This is a genomic window from Streptomyces sp. NBC_01210 (assembly GCF_036010325.1).
Taxonomy (GTDB): Bacteria; Actinomycetota; Actinomycetes; order Streptomycetales; family Streptomycetaceae; genus Streptomyces.
The window spans coordinates 5,036,839-5,051,769 of record NZ_CP108549.1; the positions used below are offsets into that span (position 1 = coordinate 5,036,839).

Here is a 14,931-nt window from a genome sequence, read left to right on the forward strand (position 1 = left end):
CAAGCGTCATCCGTACGCCGGGCCCGGCACCCCTTCCCGGGGTGCCGGGCCCGCGGCATGTGGGAGGACTCACCGTGAGCTATGACTTCGACACTCCCGTCGACCGGCGCGGCACCTGGTCCGTGCAGTGGGACGGCGTCGCGGACCGGTTCGGCGTGGACGGGCTGCTGCCCTTCACCATCTCCGACATGGACTTCGCGTCCCCGCCCGAGGTGCTCGACGCCCTTCAGCGGCGTATCGCGCACGGGGTCTTCGGCTACACCGACTGGCGCCACGAGGACTTCCTGTCCGCGATACGTGACTGGTTCGCCGGCCGCTACGGCACGGACATCGACACCGACCGGATCGTGTACGGGCCGTCCGTGCTCAACCAGCTCTCGCAGCTGCTGCAGATGTGGACCGGGCCGGGCGACGGCGTGGTCGTCCACACCCCGACGTACGACGGCTTCCTCAAGGCGATATCGGGCCTCGGGCGGGAGCTGCGCGGGGCACCGGCCGGCGACACGGCGGCCCTGGAGCGACAGCTCGCCCGCCCGGACAGCAAGGTGCTGGTGCTCTGCTCGCCCCACAATCCGACCGGCAGGGTGTGGACGGAGGCCGAGCTGACGGAGTTCGCGCGGCTTGCGGCGGCGTACGACGTCGCGGTCATCAGCGACGAGATCCATGCCGACTTCGTACACACCGACTTTGTGCCCGACGGGCGGCGCCATCTGCCGTGGACGCGGTTCGGGGCAGGTCGCTGGGCGCTGATCACCTCCGCCACCAAGGCCTTCAACTTCCCGGCACTCAGTGGTTCGTACGGGATCATCGGCGACGCGGACGACCATGCGGCGTTTCTGCGCCGGATGCAGACGGGCGAGGGGCTCGCCTCGCCCGCCGTACTGTCGCTGACCGCGCACATCGCCGCGTACCGGGACGGTGGGCCGTGGCTGGACCGGCTCAACGCCTATGTGGCGGGGAATCTGCGCCTCGTCGCCGAGCGGCTCAACTCCGCGTTCCCGGAACTTCGCTGGCAGCCGCCGCAGGCGGGCTATCTGGCCTGGATCGATCTGCGGCCGCTCGGCGTCGACGACGCGGCGCTGCAGCGGGAGCTGATCGAGCGCGAGAAGGTCGCGATCATGCCGGGCACGACGTACGGCTCCGACGGCTTCGTACGGTTCAACGTCGGGTGCCCCCGTGCCAAGGCGGAGCAGGGCGTGGACGCTCTGATCCGTGCCCTCCACCGGCTGGCCTGAGCCGCCCGGCCCGGGGATGATCCGGGTATGGACAACAGGCCGGGGGAGACAAGTCCGGAGGAGAGGAACTCGGGGCGGAAGAGCCCGGGGCGGAAGAGCTCAGGGCGGAAGAGCTCGGCAGGGATGAGCCCGGGTGAGAAGACTCCGGGTGGCATCAGGCTGTCCACGGCCACCGGCCGCTGGGTGATTCTGACGACGGTGCTCGGCTCCAGCATGGCCCTGCTGGACTCGACCGTCGTCAATGTCGCACTGCCCCGCATCGGGGAGGATCTCAACGCCGATATGGCGATCCTCCAGTGGACCGTCAACGCCTACATGCTCACCCTGGCCGGGCTGATCCTGCTCGGCGGGGCGCTCGGCGACCGCTTCGGGCGGCGGAAGATCTTTGTGCTCGGCGTGGTGTGGTTTGCGCTTGGCTCGCTGCTCTGCGGGCTCGCGCCCAATGACCTTGTGCTGGTGGGCGCCCGCGCGCTGCAGGGCGTCGGCGCGGCGCTGCTCACGCCGGGGTCGCTGTCCCTGATCCAGGCGAGCTTCCACCCGGACGACCGGGCCCGCGCGGTGGGGCTGTGGTCGGGGCTCGGCGGTGTCGGCGCGGCGGTCGGTCCGTTCCTCGGCGGCTGGCTGGTCGACGGGCCCGGCTGGCGCTGGGTGTTCCTGATCAATGTGCCGCTGGCTGCGCTGTGTGTGCCGGTGGCGCTGAAGCACGTGCCGGAGTCGCGCGATCCACAGGCCCACGGCCGCTTCGATGCGCTGGGTGCGGTGCTCGGAGCCGCGGCGCTGGCGCTGGTGACGTACGCGCTCATCGCGCCGTCGGTGTGGGCAGGCCTCGCGGGTGTGGTGGTCGGGGTGGCCTTCGTCCTCGTCGAGCGGCGTCGGCCCCTTCCGATGCTGCCACTGTCGATCTTCGCGAACCGGCAGTTCACCGCGGCCAATCTGGTCACGTTGTGTGTGTACGCCGCCTTCAGCGGGTTCTTCTTCCTGACCGCCCTGCAACTCCAGGTGGTGGCGGGCTATTCAGCACTCGGCGCCGGTACGGCACTGCTGCCCACCACCGTGCTGATGCTGCTGCTTTCGGCGAAATCCGGGGAGCTGGGGGAGCGGATCGGCCCGCGTATCCCGCTCACCGTCGGCCCGCTGCTCTGCGCGACGGGCATGATGCTGATGCTGCGCGTCGGCGAGAACGCCTCGTACGTACGTGATGTGCTGCCCGCGATGCTGGTGATGGGCATGGGCATGGTGACCCTGGTCGCGCCGCTGACCGCGACCGTCCTGGCCTCCGTGGAGACCGCGCGGGCGGGGCTCGCGAGCGGCATCAACAATGCGGCGGCCCGCGCGGCCGGTCTGCTCGCTGTGGCCGCGCTGCCGCTGCTGGCCGGGATGGGCCCGGAGGCGTACCGCTCGGCGGCGGAGTTCGACGCGACGTTCCAGCGGGCGATGCCGATGTGTGCGGGGGTGCTGGTCGTGGGCTCGCTGATCGCCTGGTCGACGGTGCGGAAGCCGCTGCCGGAGGCGGCGCGGGCCCGGCCCGAGTGCAGGATGAACTGCGGGCTGTCGTCGCCGCCGCTGGAGCCGACCGCCGTGGTCAGTACTGAGCCGGGTCGATCTGGTTGAGGATCCAGATGAGCTCGGGGTCGGTCTGGTAGTGGAAGACCAGGGTCTGCTTCTTCCGGTACGCATTGATCCTGGTGAGGAACTCGCTCGCGGTGATCGCCTTGCGCTGCCCGGCGGGTGCGAACGGCGTGGTGACGGTGATGTGCGCGTTCTCGTTCAGCGGGAACGCGCGTGCCGTCCCGCCGGTGGCGGTCCAGGTCGCCCTGTCCTTGCCGTGGCAGGTGAAGTGCCCCTCGCGGATGACGAGCCGGCCGGTCCGCCCCGTGCCGGAGCCGCTGTGGACCTGGATGTACGGGCCGTGGTCGCCGCCGCAGAGATCGCCGTCGTACGGGAAACCGTCCGTCCCGCCGGCCGGGGCCTGCTGGGAGGGGGGTGGGGGCGCGGTGGGCGGCTCGGGTTCGCCGGCCCCGCCGCTCCCGCTCGTACCGCCGTCGCCACCGCCGCCGTCGCTGGAACCGGCCGAGCCGCCTGAACCGCCGGAATCACCCGTGGCCGTGCCGCCCGTGCCCGCACCGGCGGTCGTGGTCGGACCCGGTGCCGGTGAGCCCGCTGAAGCGCTGCCGGGGGGCTTCGCGGACACCGACGGCGAGGGCGTCGCGGGCGCGGGCGACGTCGAGGACGTCGAGGACGTCGAGGACGGAGACAGCGAAGGTGGGGCCGACGGCGGGCGCCAGGCCTCGTCGTGCCAGCCCTGGCCGCCCGGTTCACCGCACCCCGTCACCAGGCCCAGGACGACGACCGCCCCCAGTGCCATGGCCTTCCACCCGCCCGTGACCCTGCCCATGACAACGATGGTCGCCCCCGTCGTAGAGCACCCGCACCGCTTCCACGGATTCCCCACCGACCTGTGACACTGGAGCCCATGTCCATCCATGAAAACCTGCTCGGGGGACCTGCCCCGACCCACCTGCCCGACGACCCCGAGCCGCGCGAGCTCCTCGCGACCGGGGCGGCTCCCGCCGACGTTGCCGCCAAGTACCCGACCTCGTCGCTGGCCTGGGCACAGCTCGCCGACGACGCGTTCGAGAACGGCCGCATCGTCGAGTCGTACGCCTACGCGCGCACCGGCTACCACCGCGGCCTCGACTCGCTGCGGCGCAGTGGTTGGAAGGGCCACGGCCCGGTGCCGTGGGAGCACGAGCCGAACCGCGGCTTCCTGCGGGCGCTGCACGCGCTGGCCCGCGCCGCGCAGTCGATCGGCGAGCAGGCGGAGTACGAGCGCTGCTCGACGTTCCTGCGGGACTCCTCGCAGACGGCGGCCGACACGCTGAGCTGATGGAAAATGAACCGAAGGCCCGTATCCCCCGTCTGTACAGATGGGGGGCGCGGGCCTTCGGCCGCTAACGATCGTCCGCACTGACAATTCGCACGCACCGGCGATTGAGGTGGTGGACGTTCTGTTGGGCAGTCGCAGCCAGAACCAGAACCAGAACCAGAACCAGAACCAGAACCAGAACCAGAACCAGAACCAGAACCGAAGACGCAGCAGTAGCCGCAGCCGCCGAAAGCAGGCGGCCCGCCCCCCGCTCGCGCGCATACTCCTGCTCGGCGCGGCCCTCGTCGCCCTCTTCCTCGGCGGCGGCGCGGCCCTCGCCCACTGGCGCGGCACCGCGGAGCCCACAGCCCAGGCGGCCGATGACACCGTCCGGCCGGACGTAACGCCGTCCGAGGCCCCGGAGGCCGTCGATCTCGAGCCGCGCACCACCCCCTCGACGCCCTCGCGACACCGTCCGCCGGACGCCGAGCCTCCGACGCGGCAGAAGAAGCCGCCCGCCGAGGTCCCCGCCTCCGGCAAGGGCACCTTCACCACCGCACAGGCCTCCGGCAGCGCGGCCGGCTCGGGCCCGCTGCGCCGCTACCGCGTACAGGTCGAGGACGGCGTCGACATCTCCTCGAAGGAGGCCGCCGCCGAGATTCAGCAGATCCTCGCCCATCCGCGCGGCTGGGCAGCCCACGGCAGGGGCTCCTTCCAGCTGGTCACCTCGGACGCCGACTTCGTGATCAGGATCGCCACCCCGGCCACCGCGGACAGGCTCTGTCTCGAGCAGGGCTTCGACACCCACGGCGAGCTGAACTGCGAGACCGCCGACGGTGTCGTGGTGAATCTGCGCCGCTGGATGCTGGGCTCGCCGACGTTCGCGGGGTCGCCCGCCGAGTACCGGCATCTGATCATCAACCATGAGATCGGGCACGAGATCGGCATCCGCAAACACCTGGGCTGCGCGGGCCCGGGAAAGCCCGCGCCGGTGATGATGCAGCAGATCAAGGGGCTGGACGGGTGCCGTTCCAATGCCTGGCCGTACGACGAGAACGGGACGTACATCACAGGCCCGACGCTCTGACCCGCAAAATGACCACCGGCTTATGATGCCGGTGGGGACCGGGGCTCCCGAGCCAACAGGAAGGGGCGGACCGCTACCCGGACACGTCGAGGAGACAGCGATGTCACATGACGCGGCCCCGAATCTGGATTTCGCGGGCACGACTCCGTACGAGGACTATGTCCAGGCGGACGTTCTCACCCACCTGCAGCATCCGCTCTCGGACGATCCCGGAGAGATGGTCTTCCTGGTCACCACCCAGGTGATGGAGCTGTGGTTCACCGTCATCGTCCACGAGTGGGAGACGGCGGCCGGCGCGCTGCGGGAGGACAATCTCCCCGTCGCTCTCGCCGCGCTGAAGCGCAGCACGTACGAGCTGGAGTCGCTCAACGCCTCCTGGGAGCCGCTCGCGCACCTCACCCCCGCTCAGTTCAACTCGTACCGCAGTGCTCTGGGCGAAGGCTCCGGCTTCCAGTCGGCGATGTACCGGCGGCTCGAATTCCTCCTCGGCGAGAAGTCGGCGTCGATGCTGGTGCCGCACCGGGGCGCGCCGCGGGTGCACGCGGAGCTGGAGAAGGCGCTGCAGGAGCCGAGCCTGTACGACGAGGTGCTGCGGCTGCTCGCGCGGCGCGGGATGGCGGTTCCGTCCGCTGTCCTCGACCGGGACCTCTCGCAGAGGTATGAGCCGTCGGCGGAGATCGAGGAGGTCTGGGCCGCGGTGTACGGCGGTGCGGACCAGGACACCGAGCTGGTGCGGCTGGGCGAGGCGCTGACCGATGTCGGCGAGCTGGTGTGGCGCTGGCGCAACGACCATCTGGTGGCGACCCGGCGGGCCATGGGCTCGAAGTCGGGCACGGGTGGTTCGGCGGGCGTGGCCTGGCTGGAGAAGCGCGCCCGCAAGAACGTCTTCCCCGAGCTGTGGACGGCGCGCAGCCATGTCTGAGTCACTGGCCGGGAAGGCCGCGGCGCTGGACGCCGCAGATGAACTGGCCGGTGCGCGCAAGCTGTTCGCGCTCGACGAGACCGTGTACCTGGACGGCAACTCGCTGGGCGCGCTGCCTGCCCATGTGCCGGCGCGGGTCGCCGATGTGGTGACCCGGCAGTGGGGCGAACTGCGGATCCGCTCGTGGGACGAGAGCGGCTGGTGGACGGCGCCGGAGCGGATCGGCGACCGGATCGCGCCGCTGGTGGGCGCGGGGCCGGGGCAGGTGGTCGTCGGCGACTCCACAAGTGTCAACGTCTTCAAGGCGGTCGTGGGCGCGATACGGCTCTGCGAGCGCACCGGCGATCCCTCCCGTACGGACATCCTGGTCGACGCGACGACGTTCCCGACGGACGGCTATATCGCCGAGTCGGCGGCCAGGATGACGGGCAAGCGGCTGGTCCCGGTCGCGCCTGCGGACCTCCCGGCGGCGCTCGGCCCGAACACGGCGGTGGCGCTGGTCAACCACGTCGACTTCCGCACCGGCCGCCTCCACGACCTGCCGTCCCTGACGGCGGCGATCCACGAGGCGGGCGCGCTGGCGGTCTGGGACCTGTGCCACAGCGCGGGCGCGCTGCCGGTCGGTCTGGACGCCCACGGCGTGGACCTGGCGGTCGGCTGCACCTACAAGTATCTGAACGGCGGCCCGGGGTCACCGGCGTATCTGTACGTCGCCGAACGCCATCAGGCAGCCTTCGACTCCCCGCTGCCGGGCTGGAACTCGCACACGGACCCGTTCGCGATGACGTCCGCCTACGAGGCGGCACCGGGCGCGGTACGGGGCCGGGTCGGGACACCCGACATCCTGTCCATGCTGGCGCTGGAGGCGGCGCTGGATGTGTGGGACGGCGTATCGATCGACTCCGTGCGGGCGAAGAGCCTGGCGCTGACGGACTTTTTCCTGGAGTGCGTCGAGTTGTACGTCCCCCAGGGCCGCGTCACTTCCCTGACCCCGCTGGAGCACGCGTCGCGCGGCAGCCAGATCGCGCTGCGCTGCGAGCAGGCGCCCGCGGTGATGGAGAAGCTGATCGCACGGGGCGTGGTGGGCGATCTGCGCCGCCCGGATGTGCTGCGCTTCGGGTTCACACCGCTGTACGTGGGCTTCGCAGACGCGGAACGGGCGGCGTCGGTACTGGCGGAGGTACTGGCGGAGGTACTGGCCGGGATACCGGCCGCCTGACGCTGTGACGATCTGATCAGCGGGGGCTGGTACCGTCCCCGCTGGTCAGGTCAATTCCGCCGCCCTGTCGGAAGGTTGGAGCAGCAATGCCGGACCCCGCCGCCCGTGACGCCGCCGAGAGCGACTCCTTGTTCTCGCATCCCGTCGTCGCGCCGGATGCCTCCGCCGCGTACGGCGAGCACCCCGACCAGGTCGTGGATTTCTACGCACCCCGTGGCGGGCTTGTCGGCGTGCCGCTCGTCGTCCTGCTGCACGGCGGGGCCTGGCGGGCGCCGTACGACCGGCAGCACGTCACTCCCTTCGCGGACTTTCTGGCCCGGCGCGGGTTCGCCGTCGCCAATGTCGAGTACCGGCGCGGCAGCGAGATTCCGCAGCAGCGGGGGAGCGAGCCCGTCGCCGGGCGGTGGCCGGAGACCTTTGACGATGTCGCCGCCGCGATGGACGCGCTGCCCGGCCTGGTGAAGGACGTCCTGCCGCAGGCCGACGCCCGGCGCACCGTCGTCACCGGGCACTCCGCCGGCGGGCATCTCGCGCTGTGGGCCGCCGCCCGGCATGTGCTGCCGGCCGGCTCGCCGTGGCGGCCGGCCGGGCCGCCCGCGCTGCGCGGCGTCGTCGCGCTCGCGCCGGTCGCGGACTTCGCGAAAGCCGTCGAGCTCGGTGTGTGCGGCGGGGCGGTGACACAACTCCTGGGCAGCGAGGCGGAGTTCGATGCGCGCAGTGCGTACGCGGACCCGGCCGCACTCCTGCCCACCGGCATCGCCACCACCGTCGTACAGGGCCGTACCGACATCGTCGTGCCGTACGCCGTCTCGGAGGCCTATGTCGACGCCGCCGCGAAGGCCGGTGAGACCGTCGGGCTGACGCTCCTCGAGGACGTCGGGCACTTCCCGCTGATCGACCCGGCAGCGGATGCGTGCGCCGTCGTCGCGGAGGAGATCGCTCAGCTGGCCTGGTAGCCACGGGGCCCTGCCCGTACTCGTCATACCTCAGAGCTACGTCACAGGTGCGTTCCCCAGCGGGACGCCGACCACACGCCAGGATTCATAACTTCTGTTCCGAGAGAAAGCATTCAGCACTCGGAACGGAAGGAAAGCCATGGCGTCCCGCCTGCGTCGTACCTTGCTCGCCGCGCTCGTCACCGCCGCGGTGACCGTGCCGGTGTCGGCGGCGGCGCGGCCCGCCGCCGTCCCCGCGCCCGCACCGGCCACCCTCGCGCCGCTCACCGCCGCCGAACTCCCCCTCCTCGGCGACAGGTTCGCGGCCGGCCGCGCCGACATCCGCGCGGCCGCGGAGACGGCCGCCGACCATGGCGATCAGGGGCGGGCCGCCCGGCTGCGCGTCATGGCGGACCCCGCGCGGCATTTCCTCTCCTTCGACGGGCGGGACGGCGGCCGCACTGCCGAGGTCTTCGGCGATCTGGCGCGTGCCGAGCGGATCGCCGTGCTGGTGCCGGGCTCGGACACCAACCTCGATACGTACGAGCGTTTCCGGGCCGGCGCTGTCGCCCTTCACGACGAGCTCGGCGGCCGCGCCGCAGTCGTCGCCTGGCTCGGCTACGCGACGCCGGGAACCGTCAGCCCCGAGGTCCTGACCGAAGGGAGGGCGGACGATGCCGCCGCGCAACTGCAAGAATTTGTAGGGGAGTTGAAAGGGGCCAAGCCGGGCTCGCGAGTGTCGCTGCTCTGCCATTCGTACGGTTCCGTCGTCTGCGGACGCGCCGCTCCCTCCCTCGACGTCGCCGACATCGCCCTCTACGGCAGCCCCGGCGCCGGTGCCGACAACGTCGCCGACCTCCACACCTCCGCCACGGTCTGGGCCGGACGCGGCTCCGACGACTGGATCGCCGACGTCCCGCACGTCCGGCTCGACATCCTCGGCACCACCCTCGGGCTCGGCGCCGACCCCGTGTCGGACGGCTTCGGCGCCCGCACCTTCGCCGCCGGTGACGGCGGGCACAGCGACTACCTGAAGCCCGGCTCCGTATCCCTGAAGAACCTCGCCCGGATCGCCCTCGGCCGCGCAACGGAGGTCACTCATGCATGACTCACGGCTGCGTGACCTGGCACGCCGTATCGACGCGGCCACCCCTCCCGACCGCGATCGCGCCCTCGACGCGCTGCGCGCCCTCGCCATCCTCGGTGTCGTCCTCGGGCACTGGCTCGTCTCCGCCCTCGTCATCGACGGCGGCGCACTGCGCGGCGCGAGTCCGCTGGAGCATCTGTCCCAACTCGCCCCGATCTCCTGGATGTTCCAGACCCTCGCCGTGTTCTTCCTGGTCGGCGGGCAGGTGGGTACGTCGAGCTACGCCTCGGCCCGCGCCAACGGCACGACCTACGGGCAGTGGCTCGGTGTCCGAATGTCCCGTCTCTTCCGGCCGGTCGCCGCCGTACTGATGCTGTGGACCGTGGCGGCCGTGTGCATGCTCGCCTCCGGTACCGGCCTGGACACCGTGACCACCCTTCTCAACCTTGTCCTCTCACCTCTCTGGTTCCTGCTGGTCTTCGCGGCGCTCACGGCGGCGACGCCGCTGGTCGCGAGGCTGCATCCGCTGTGGCCGCTCGCCGTCGTCCTGCACATCGACCTGTTCCGCTTCGGCCTGGGCGGGCCTGCCTGGCTGGGCTCGATCAATGTGGCGGCGGGCTGGCTGGTCCCGTACTGCCTGGGCGCGGCGTGGGCACGCGGTGAGTTCCGCTCCCGTACCAGCGGCTGGGTACTGCTCACCGTCGGCGTTGCCGCCACCGTCGGGCTGGTCGTGTTCGCCGGGTACCCGGCGTCCATGGTCGGGGTGCCCGGTGCCGAGATCTCCAATCTCAACCCGCCCACTCTGGCCGCCGTGACCTTCGGTCTCGCCCAGTGCGGGGCGGCGTTGCTGCTGCTCGGCCCGCTGCGCCGGGTGCTTCGAAGGCCCGTGGCATGGGCGGCGGTGGCGCTGGTCAACCTCTCCGCGATGACGGTCTTCCTGTGGCACCAGACCGCGATGATGGCGGTCACCGCGACCGGCCTGCTCGCGGGCACGGCGCTGCCCGGCCTGCACACCGTGCCCGATGGCCCCGGCTGGGTGCTCGCCCGGATCGCCTGGCTGCCGGTGTTCGCGGCCGCGCTGCTGGTGTGCTGGGCCGCGTTCCGTACATACGAACAGCGACGGCCCCGGAAAGGAAGCCGGGTCGTACGGACCCACGAGCCCGCCCGGGAACGGGAGATGGGCCGTGTTTAGGGTTGACGCCGTGGACAACGACGACAAGGCGCGCCTGGCCCCGGCGGCCAAGAGCCTGCGGTCGTTTCCGCGCACCCTCCGTGAGGACCTGTGCACCCTCGCCGCCGACCCGCTGCCGCGCATCACCAAGGTGCGATGGCTGGCCTGGTTGCCGCACGTCATGGTGGTGTGGCTGTCGATTCCCCTCTTCCTCGCCAACAGCGATGAGCTGGAACACCGCTCCGGCCCCGGCGCGCAGTACGGGTTGCTGCTCGCGGCGTTCCAGTCGGGCGCGCTCATCCTCGCGATGTTCCGTCCGGTGCCCGCCTGGTGGCTGTCCCTGGTCCCCACTCTCGTCGTCGCGGTCGGCGAGCCGAGGCCGGACGATCCGTGGCCGTGGCCCGTGACCGGGATCCTCGCGCACGCCGGCGTCCTGCTCCTGCTGTCACTGCGCGTACGCCCCCGGGTTGTGGTCGAGGCGCTGCTGCTCAGCTGTCTGACGGGCCTGGTCCTCGAGGGGATCGGCGACCGCCCCCACGACACGACGGCCCCGGTGGCGGCGCTCGTTTTCACCGTCGTCGTGATCGTGGGCGGATCGCTGCGCGGCCGCCGCGAGGCCCGCACCAGGCTGGTTGAGCAGGAGGTGCTGACCGCGGAGGAACGCGCCAGGCGCACGCTGCTGGAGGAGCGGAGCCGTATCGCACGCGAGCTGCACGACGTGGTCGCCCACCATATGTCGGTGATCTCCATCCAGGCGCAGGTCGCGCCGCACCTGGTCGAGGATCCGTCCGATGAGCTGAAGGAGAACCTCGCGGGCATCCGCGAGAACGCCGTCGACGCGCTGACCGAACTGCGCCGGGTGCTCGGCGTACTGCGGTCCGAGAACCCCGAGCCGAACGACGAGTCGCAGACCCCGCAGCCCACGCTGGCGCGGCTCGGCGCCCTCGTCGACAACGTCCGCAGCGCGGGCCTGACCGTCACCACCGAGGTCGACGACGGTACGCGCCCGCTGTCGCCGGGCATCGAACTGTCGGCCTTCCGCATAGTCCAGGAAGCGCTCAGCAATGCGATGCGGCACGCGCCGGGCTCGATGGTGCGGGTGCGGATCGCGTACGACCCGGCCGGGCTGACGGTCAAGGTCACCAACACCGCGCCGGCCGGGCCGGTCCCGGCATCCCCGGGCGCCGGCCACGGTCTGCTCGGCATGCGCGAGCGCTCCACGATGCTGGGCGGCGAAGTGACGACCGGCCCTACGGCCGACGGTGGGTACGAAGTGACCGCCACGCTCCCGTTGAACGGGACCCTATGAAGGACAGAGCATGACGATCCGCGTGATGGTCGCCGACGACCAGGCGATGGTCCGGCAAGGCTTCACGGTGCTGCTCAACGCCGAGCCCGGTATCGAGGTGGTCGGCCAGGCCGTGGACGGCCTCGACGCCGTCGCCAAGGTCGCCGAGCTCGACCCCGATGTCGTTCTGATGGACATACGGATGCCCGAACTCGGCGGCATCGAGGCCACCCGCCGGATCACCCAGGCCCCGGACGCAACCGTCAAGGTCCTCGTACTCACCACCTTCGACCTCGACGAGTACGTCTACGAGGCGCTGCGCGCGGGTGCGTCCGGCTTTCTGCTGAAGGACGCCTCGGCCGCTCAACTGGCCGAAGCCGTAAGGGTGGTGGCGGCGGGCGACGCGCTGCTCTCGCCGAACATCACCAAACGGCTGATTCTGGAGTTCTCCCGGACCCTCGGCGCACCGCGGGCCCCGCTCAAGGAGCGCGTCGGAGGTCTGACGGAGCGTGAGACCGAGGTGCTCGCGCTGATCGCTCAGGGTCTGTCGAACGCGGAGATCGCCCAGCGGCTGGTGGTGGCGGAGCAGACGACGAAGACGCATGTGAGCCGGATCCTGCTGAAGCTGGGGCTGCGGGACCGTACGCAGGCGGCGGTCTTCGCGTACGAGACGGGTCTGGTACGCCCCACCGGTTACTGAGTCCTCTTGAGGCACCGTTCGCCGGCCGGCTCAGCGCCATGGCCCACGAGGGCGACATCGGCGCCGTCGCGGCAGTCGCTCTCACCGGGACCGGCCACCGCGACCGGGCGTATGTGGTCACAGGCAGAGGGTCATGGGCCGCCCGGCGCGAAGCTTCGCCGCTTGGGCGGCCGATCACGCCGACATCCTCCGGTCCTCGTCGCACGCGGTGAGCAGGTAGTACTCAGGACGGACGCGGCAGGATCCGTAGCGATGCTGACGACCGCGTCCGTCCTTCCGCTTACCGTTCTGTACGTGACCGAGAAGACCCGCAGCCCCGAGTACCGCCTGGCCTTGGGCGCGCTGAGCGGCCTCCGCCAGGACCTGTTCCATGACGCTCTCGCCTACCGCCCGCTGCACCCGATGCGAACGGACGGGCCGCTCACCCGCCGTCTCCCCGGCCGGATACGCGACGCCGCCGCCTGGACCCCGCACGCCGCCGTGGTCGTCCTGGCGATGTTCGTGCTCTCCATGGCGTACGTCTCCGGTGACAGCGGGGGGGCCGGGGCGGAGTTTGTACTGACGGGGTTCATCCCGGCGGCCGCAGTGCTGATGACCTTGGTCAGGCCGGTCGGCGCCTGGTGGCTCTCGCTGCTCAGCACCCCCGTGGTCGCCGTCCTCGCTGGCTACTGGGACGGCTGGCCGTGGACGCCCGGCGGCTTCCTCTCGCATCTGACGGTGATGACGGTGGTCGCGATGCGGACCCGCCCGCGGGCCGCAGGCTGGATGTGGGCGCTGACGGCGGCATACGGCTTCTTCGCCGAGGTCGGTCTCAGCGGTCGGTACGGCGGCTCCGACACTCCCCAGATGCTCTTCGTCGCCGCCCTCGCGCTGCTGGTGGTGACCGTGCTGCACGTCCGCCGCGAGGCGCGGCAGGAGGTCGCGGCGCAGCAGACCGTGACAGCCGTCGAGCGCGACAAGCGCACGCTGCTGGAGGAGCGCACCACCATCGCCCGCGAGCTGCACGATGTCGTCGCCCACCACATGTCGGTGGTCGCGATCCAGGCGGAGGCCGCGCCGTACCGCGTGGAGAATCCGCCGCCCGAGCTGGAAAAGGCCTTCGCCACCATCCGCGAGAACGCGGTGGCCGCGCTGACCGAACTGCGCCGAGTCCTCGGTGTCGTACGGGCGGAGGACTACCAGGCCCCCGACGCGCCGCAGCCGGTGCTCGCCGATATCGAGAACCTGCTCGCCAATGTCCGCGAGGCGGGTCTGGACGTGCAGAAGACGATTACGGGCGCGGTCCGCGCTCTGCCGCAGGGCGTCGAGCTGTCGGCGTACCGGATCGTCCAGGAGGCGCTCAGCAACGCGCTGCGCCACGCGCCGGGTTCGACGGCGAAGGTCGAGATCTCCTACGTCCTCGGTGGCCTTGGTCTGCGGATCGCCAACACCGCCGCACAGAGCCTGGTCAAGCCCTCGCCGGGGGCCGGCCACGGCATCACGGGCATGCGGGAGCGTGTGACGATGCTGAACGGCGAGATGACCGCGGAGCCCACGGAGGAGGGCGGCTACGAGGTGACCGCCTTCATTCCCGTCGCTGTGATCGAGACCGCCTCCGAGGAGACCTCATGACGATCCGCGTCCTCATCGTCGACGACCAGATGATGGTCCGCGAGGGTTTCTCGGTCCTGCTGAACGCGATGCCCGACATCGAGGTCATCGGCGAGGCGGTGAACGGCCGCGAGGCGGTCACCAAGGTCGCCGAGCTCGCGCCCGACGTCGTGCTGATGGACATCCGTATGCCGGAGCTGAACGGTATCGAGGCGACCCGCGAGATCGTCGCGGCGCACAGCGAGTCCAAGGTGCTGGTGCTGACGACCTTCGACCTCGACGAGTACGTGTACCAGGCGCTGCGCGCGGGGGCGTCCGGCTTCCTGCTGAAGGACGCGTCGGCCCGCCAACTGGCCGACGGCGTACGGGTGGTGGCGGCCGGCGAGGCCCTGCTGGCCCCGACGGTGACGCGCCGCCTGATCACGGAGTTCTCGAAGCTCTCGCAGAACCCGCGGCCGCCGGCGCTGGCGCAGGTCGGCGATCTGACGGAGCGCGAGACGGAGGTCCTGGTGCTGATCGCGCAGGGTCTGTCGAACGCGGAGATCGCCTCGCATCTGGTGGTGGCGGAGTCCACGATCAAAACGCATGTGAGCCGGGTGCTGGTGAAGCTGGGGCTGCGGGACCGTACGCAGGCGGCGGTGTTCGCCTACGAGGCACGCCTGGTGACCCCGGGCTGATCAAGCCTCGTCGGACGGGCTGGGTTTCCCGGACATCCCAGCCCTTCCGGCGTTCGAGGAGCGGGGCTCGGGGCGGAGCCCCGACAGGAGCCTCGTCGGCGTCGAGGCGCGGGGTCCGGGGTGGAGCCCCGGGTACGGGAGGCGACCGGTAGCG

At 71.2% G+C, this 14,931-nt stretch carries 14 protein-coding genes; 13 read left to right on the forward strand and 1 reads right to left on the reverse strand.

What is annotated here, in order from left to right; translation table 11 throughout:
* The first annotated feature begins 74 nt into the window (after positions 1-74).
* Positions 75-1,235 (forward strand): MalY/PatB family protein, encoded by a 1,161-nt coding sequence (locus OG735_RS22865; protein WP_327325035.1) that lies wholly within the window; start codon positions 75-77, stop codon positions 1,233-1,235.
* Between the two features lie 123 nt (positions 1,236-1,358).
* Entirely contained in the window at positions 1,359-2,846 is a 1,488-nt protein-coding gene (locus OG735_RS22870; RefSeq protein WP_327325036.1) for an MFS transporter, read from the forward strand.
* On the opposite strand, the gene OG735_RS22875 is transcribed toward OG735_RS22870, so the two are convergent.
* Complete coding sequence (locus OG735_RS22875; RefSeq protein ID WP_327325037.1) at positions 2,818-3,630, reverse strand: hypothetical protein; 813 nt, start codon at positions 3,628-3,630, stop codon at positions 2,818-2,820. The two genes, OG735_RS22870 and OG735_RS22875, sit on opposite strands and share 29 nt — an antisense overlap.
* A 78-nt stretch (positions 3,631-3,708) precedes the next feature.
* Here OG735_RS22875 and OG735_RS22880 point away from each other — a divergent pair, with 78 nt between their 5' ends.
* The 11 genes from OG735_RS22880 to OG735_RS22935 all read left to right on the forward strand — a co-directional run bounded on the left by OG735_RS22880 (position 3,709) and on the right by OG735_RS22935 (position 14,777).
* Positions 3,709-4,122, forward strand: coding sequence for a DUF3151 domain-containing protein (locus OG735_RS22880; RefSeq protein ID WP_327325038.1), 414 nt, complete (start codon positions 3,709-3,711; stop codon positions 4,120-4,122).
* A gap of 112 nt (positions 4,123-4,234) precedes the next feature.
* Positions 4,235-5,188: a DUF3152 domain-containing protein gene (locus OG735_RS22885; protein ID WP_327325039.1), complete on the forward strand. Its 954-nt coding sequence runs from the start codon at positions 4,235-4,237 to the stop codon at positions 5,186-5,188.
* Between the two features lie 100 nt (positions 5,189-5,288).
* Positions 5,289-6,110 (forward strand): tryptophan 2,3-dioxygenase family protein, encoded by an 822-nt coding sequence (locus OG735_RS22890; RefSeq protein WP_327325040.1) that lies wholly within the window; start codon positions 5,289-5,291, stop codon positions 6,108-6,110.
* A complete protein-coding gene (gene kynU, locus OG735_RS22895; protein WP_327325041.1) occupies positions 6,103-7,329 on the forward strand; it encodes a kynureninase in 1,227 nt (408 codons plus the stop codon). The genes OG735_RS22890 and kynU overlap by 8 nt, the downstream gene beginning before the upstream one ends.
* 86 nt (positions 7,330-7,415) lie before the next feature.
* Entirely contained in the window at positions 7,416-8,285 is an 870-nt protein-coding gene (locus OG735_RS22900; RefSeq protein ID WP_327325042.1) for an alpha/beta hydrolase, read from the forward strand.
* A 139-nt stretch (positions 8,286-8,424) separates the two neighbouring features.
* Positions 8,425-9,372 (forward strand): alpha/beta hydrolase, encoded by a 948-nt coding sequence (locus OG735_RS22905; protein ID WP_327325043.1) that lies wholly within the window; start codon positions 8,425-8,427, stop codon positions 9,370-9,372.
* The gene (locus tag OG735_RS22910; RefSeq protein WP_327325044.1) at positions 9,365-10,543 is read left to right on the forward strand and encodes an acyltransferase family protein; all 1,179 of its coding nucleotides are present in this window, start codon (positions 9,365-9,367) and stop codon (positions 10,541-10,543) included. The genes OG735_RS22905 and OG735_RS22910 overlap by 8 nt, the downstream gene beginning before the upstream one ends.
* A 10-nt stretch (positions 10,544-10,553) precedes the next feature.
* Positions 10,554-11,831 (forward strand): sensor histidine kinase, encoded by a 1,278-nt coding sequence (locus OG735_RS22915; protein ID WP_327325045.1) that lies wholly within the window; start codon positions 10,554-10,556, stop codon positions 11,829-11,831.
* A gap of 10 nt (positions 11,832-11,841) precedes the next feature.
* Positions 11,842-12,510, forward strand: a complete 669-nt coding sequence (locus OG735_RS22920; protein ID WP_327325046.1) for a response regulator transcription factor — start codon at positions 11,842-11,844, stop codon at positions 12,508-12,510.
* A gap of 252 nt (positions 12,511-12,762) precedes the next feature.
* A complete protein-coding gene (locus OG735_RS22930) occupies positions 12,763-14,121 on the forward strand; it encodes a sensor histidine kinase (protein WP_327325047.1) in 1,359 nt (452 codons plus the stop codon).
* Complete coding sequence (locus OG735_RS22935; RefSeq protein ID WP_327325048.1) at positions 14,118-14,777, forward strand: response regulator transcription factor; 660 nt, start codon at positions 14,118-14,120, stop codon at positions 14,775-14,777. The genes OG735_RS22930 and OG735_RS22935 overlap by 4 nt, the downstream gene beginning before the upstream one ends.
* Positions 14,778-14,931 lie beyond the last annotated feature (154 nt).

Coding starts and splice junctions, on each gene's coding strand:
- OG735_RS22870 (WP_327325036.1), top strand. CDS start 1,359: ATGAGCCCGGGTGAGAAGACTCCGGGTGGCATCAGGCTGTCCACGGCC.
- OG735_RS22875 (WP_327325037.1), bottom strand. CDS start 3,630: ATGGGCAGGGTCACGGGCGGGTGGAAGGCCATGGCACTGGGGGCGGTC.
- OG735_RS22880 (WP_327325038.1), top strand. CDS start 3,709: ATGTCCATCCATGAAAACCTGCTCGGGGGACCTGCCCCGACCCACCTG.
- OG735_RS22890 (WP_327325040.1), top strand. CDS start 5,289: ATGTCACATGACGCGGCCCCGAATCTGGATTTCGCGGGCACGACTCCG.
- kynU (WP_327325041.1), top strand. CDS start 6,103: ATGTCTGAGTCACTGGCCGGGAAGGCCGCGGCGCTGGACGCCGCAGAT.
- OG735_RS22900 (WP_327325042.1), top strand. CDS start 7,416: ATGCCGGACCCCGCCGCCCGTGACGCCGCCGAGAGCGACTCCTTGTTC.
- OG735_RS22905 (WP_327325043.1), top strand. CDS start 8,425: ATGGCGTCCCGCCTGCGTCGTACCTTGCTCGCCGCGCTCGTCACCGCC.
- OG735_RS22910 (WP_327325044.1), top strand. CDS start 9,365: ATGCATGACTCACGGCTGCGTGACCTGGCACGCCGTATCGACGCGGCC.
- OG735_RS22920 (WP_327325046.1), top strand. CDS start 11,842: ATGACGATCCGCGTGATGGTCGCCGACGACCAGGCGATGGTCCGGCAA.
- OG735_RS22930 (WP_327325047.1), top strand. CDS start 12,763: ATGCTGACGACCGCGTCCGTCCTTCCGCTTACCGTTCTGTACGTGACC.
- OG735_RS22935 (WP_327325048.1), top strand. CDS start 14,118: ATGACGATCCGCGTCCTCATCGTCGACGACCAGATGATGGTCCGCGAG.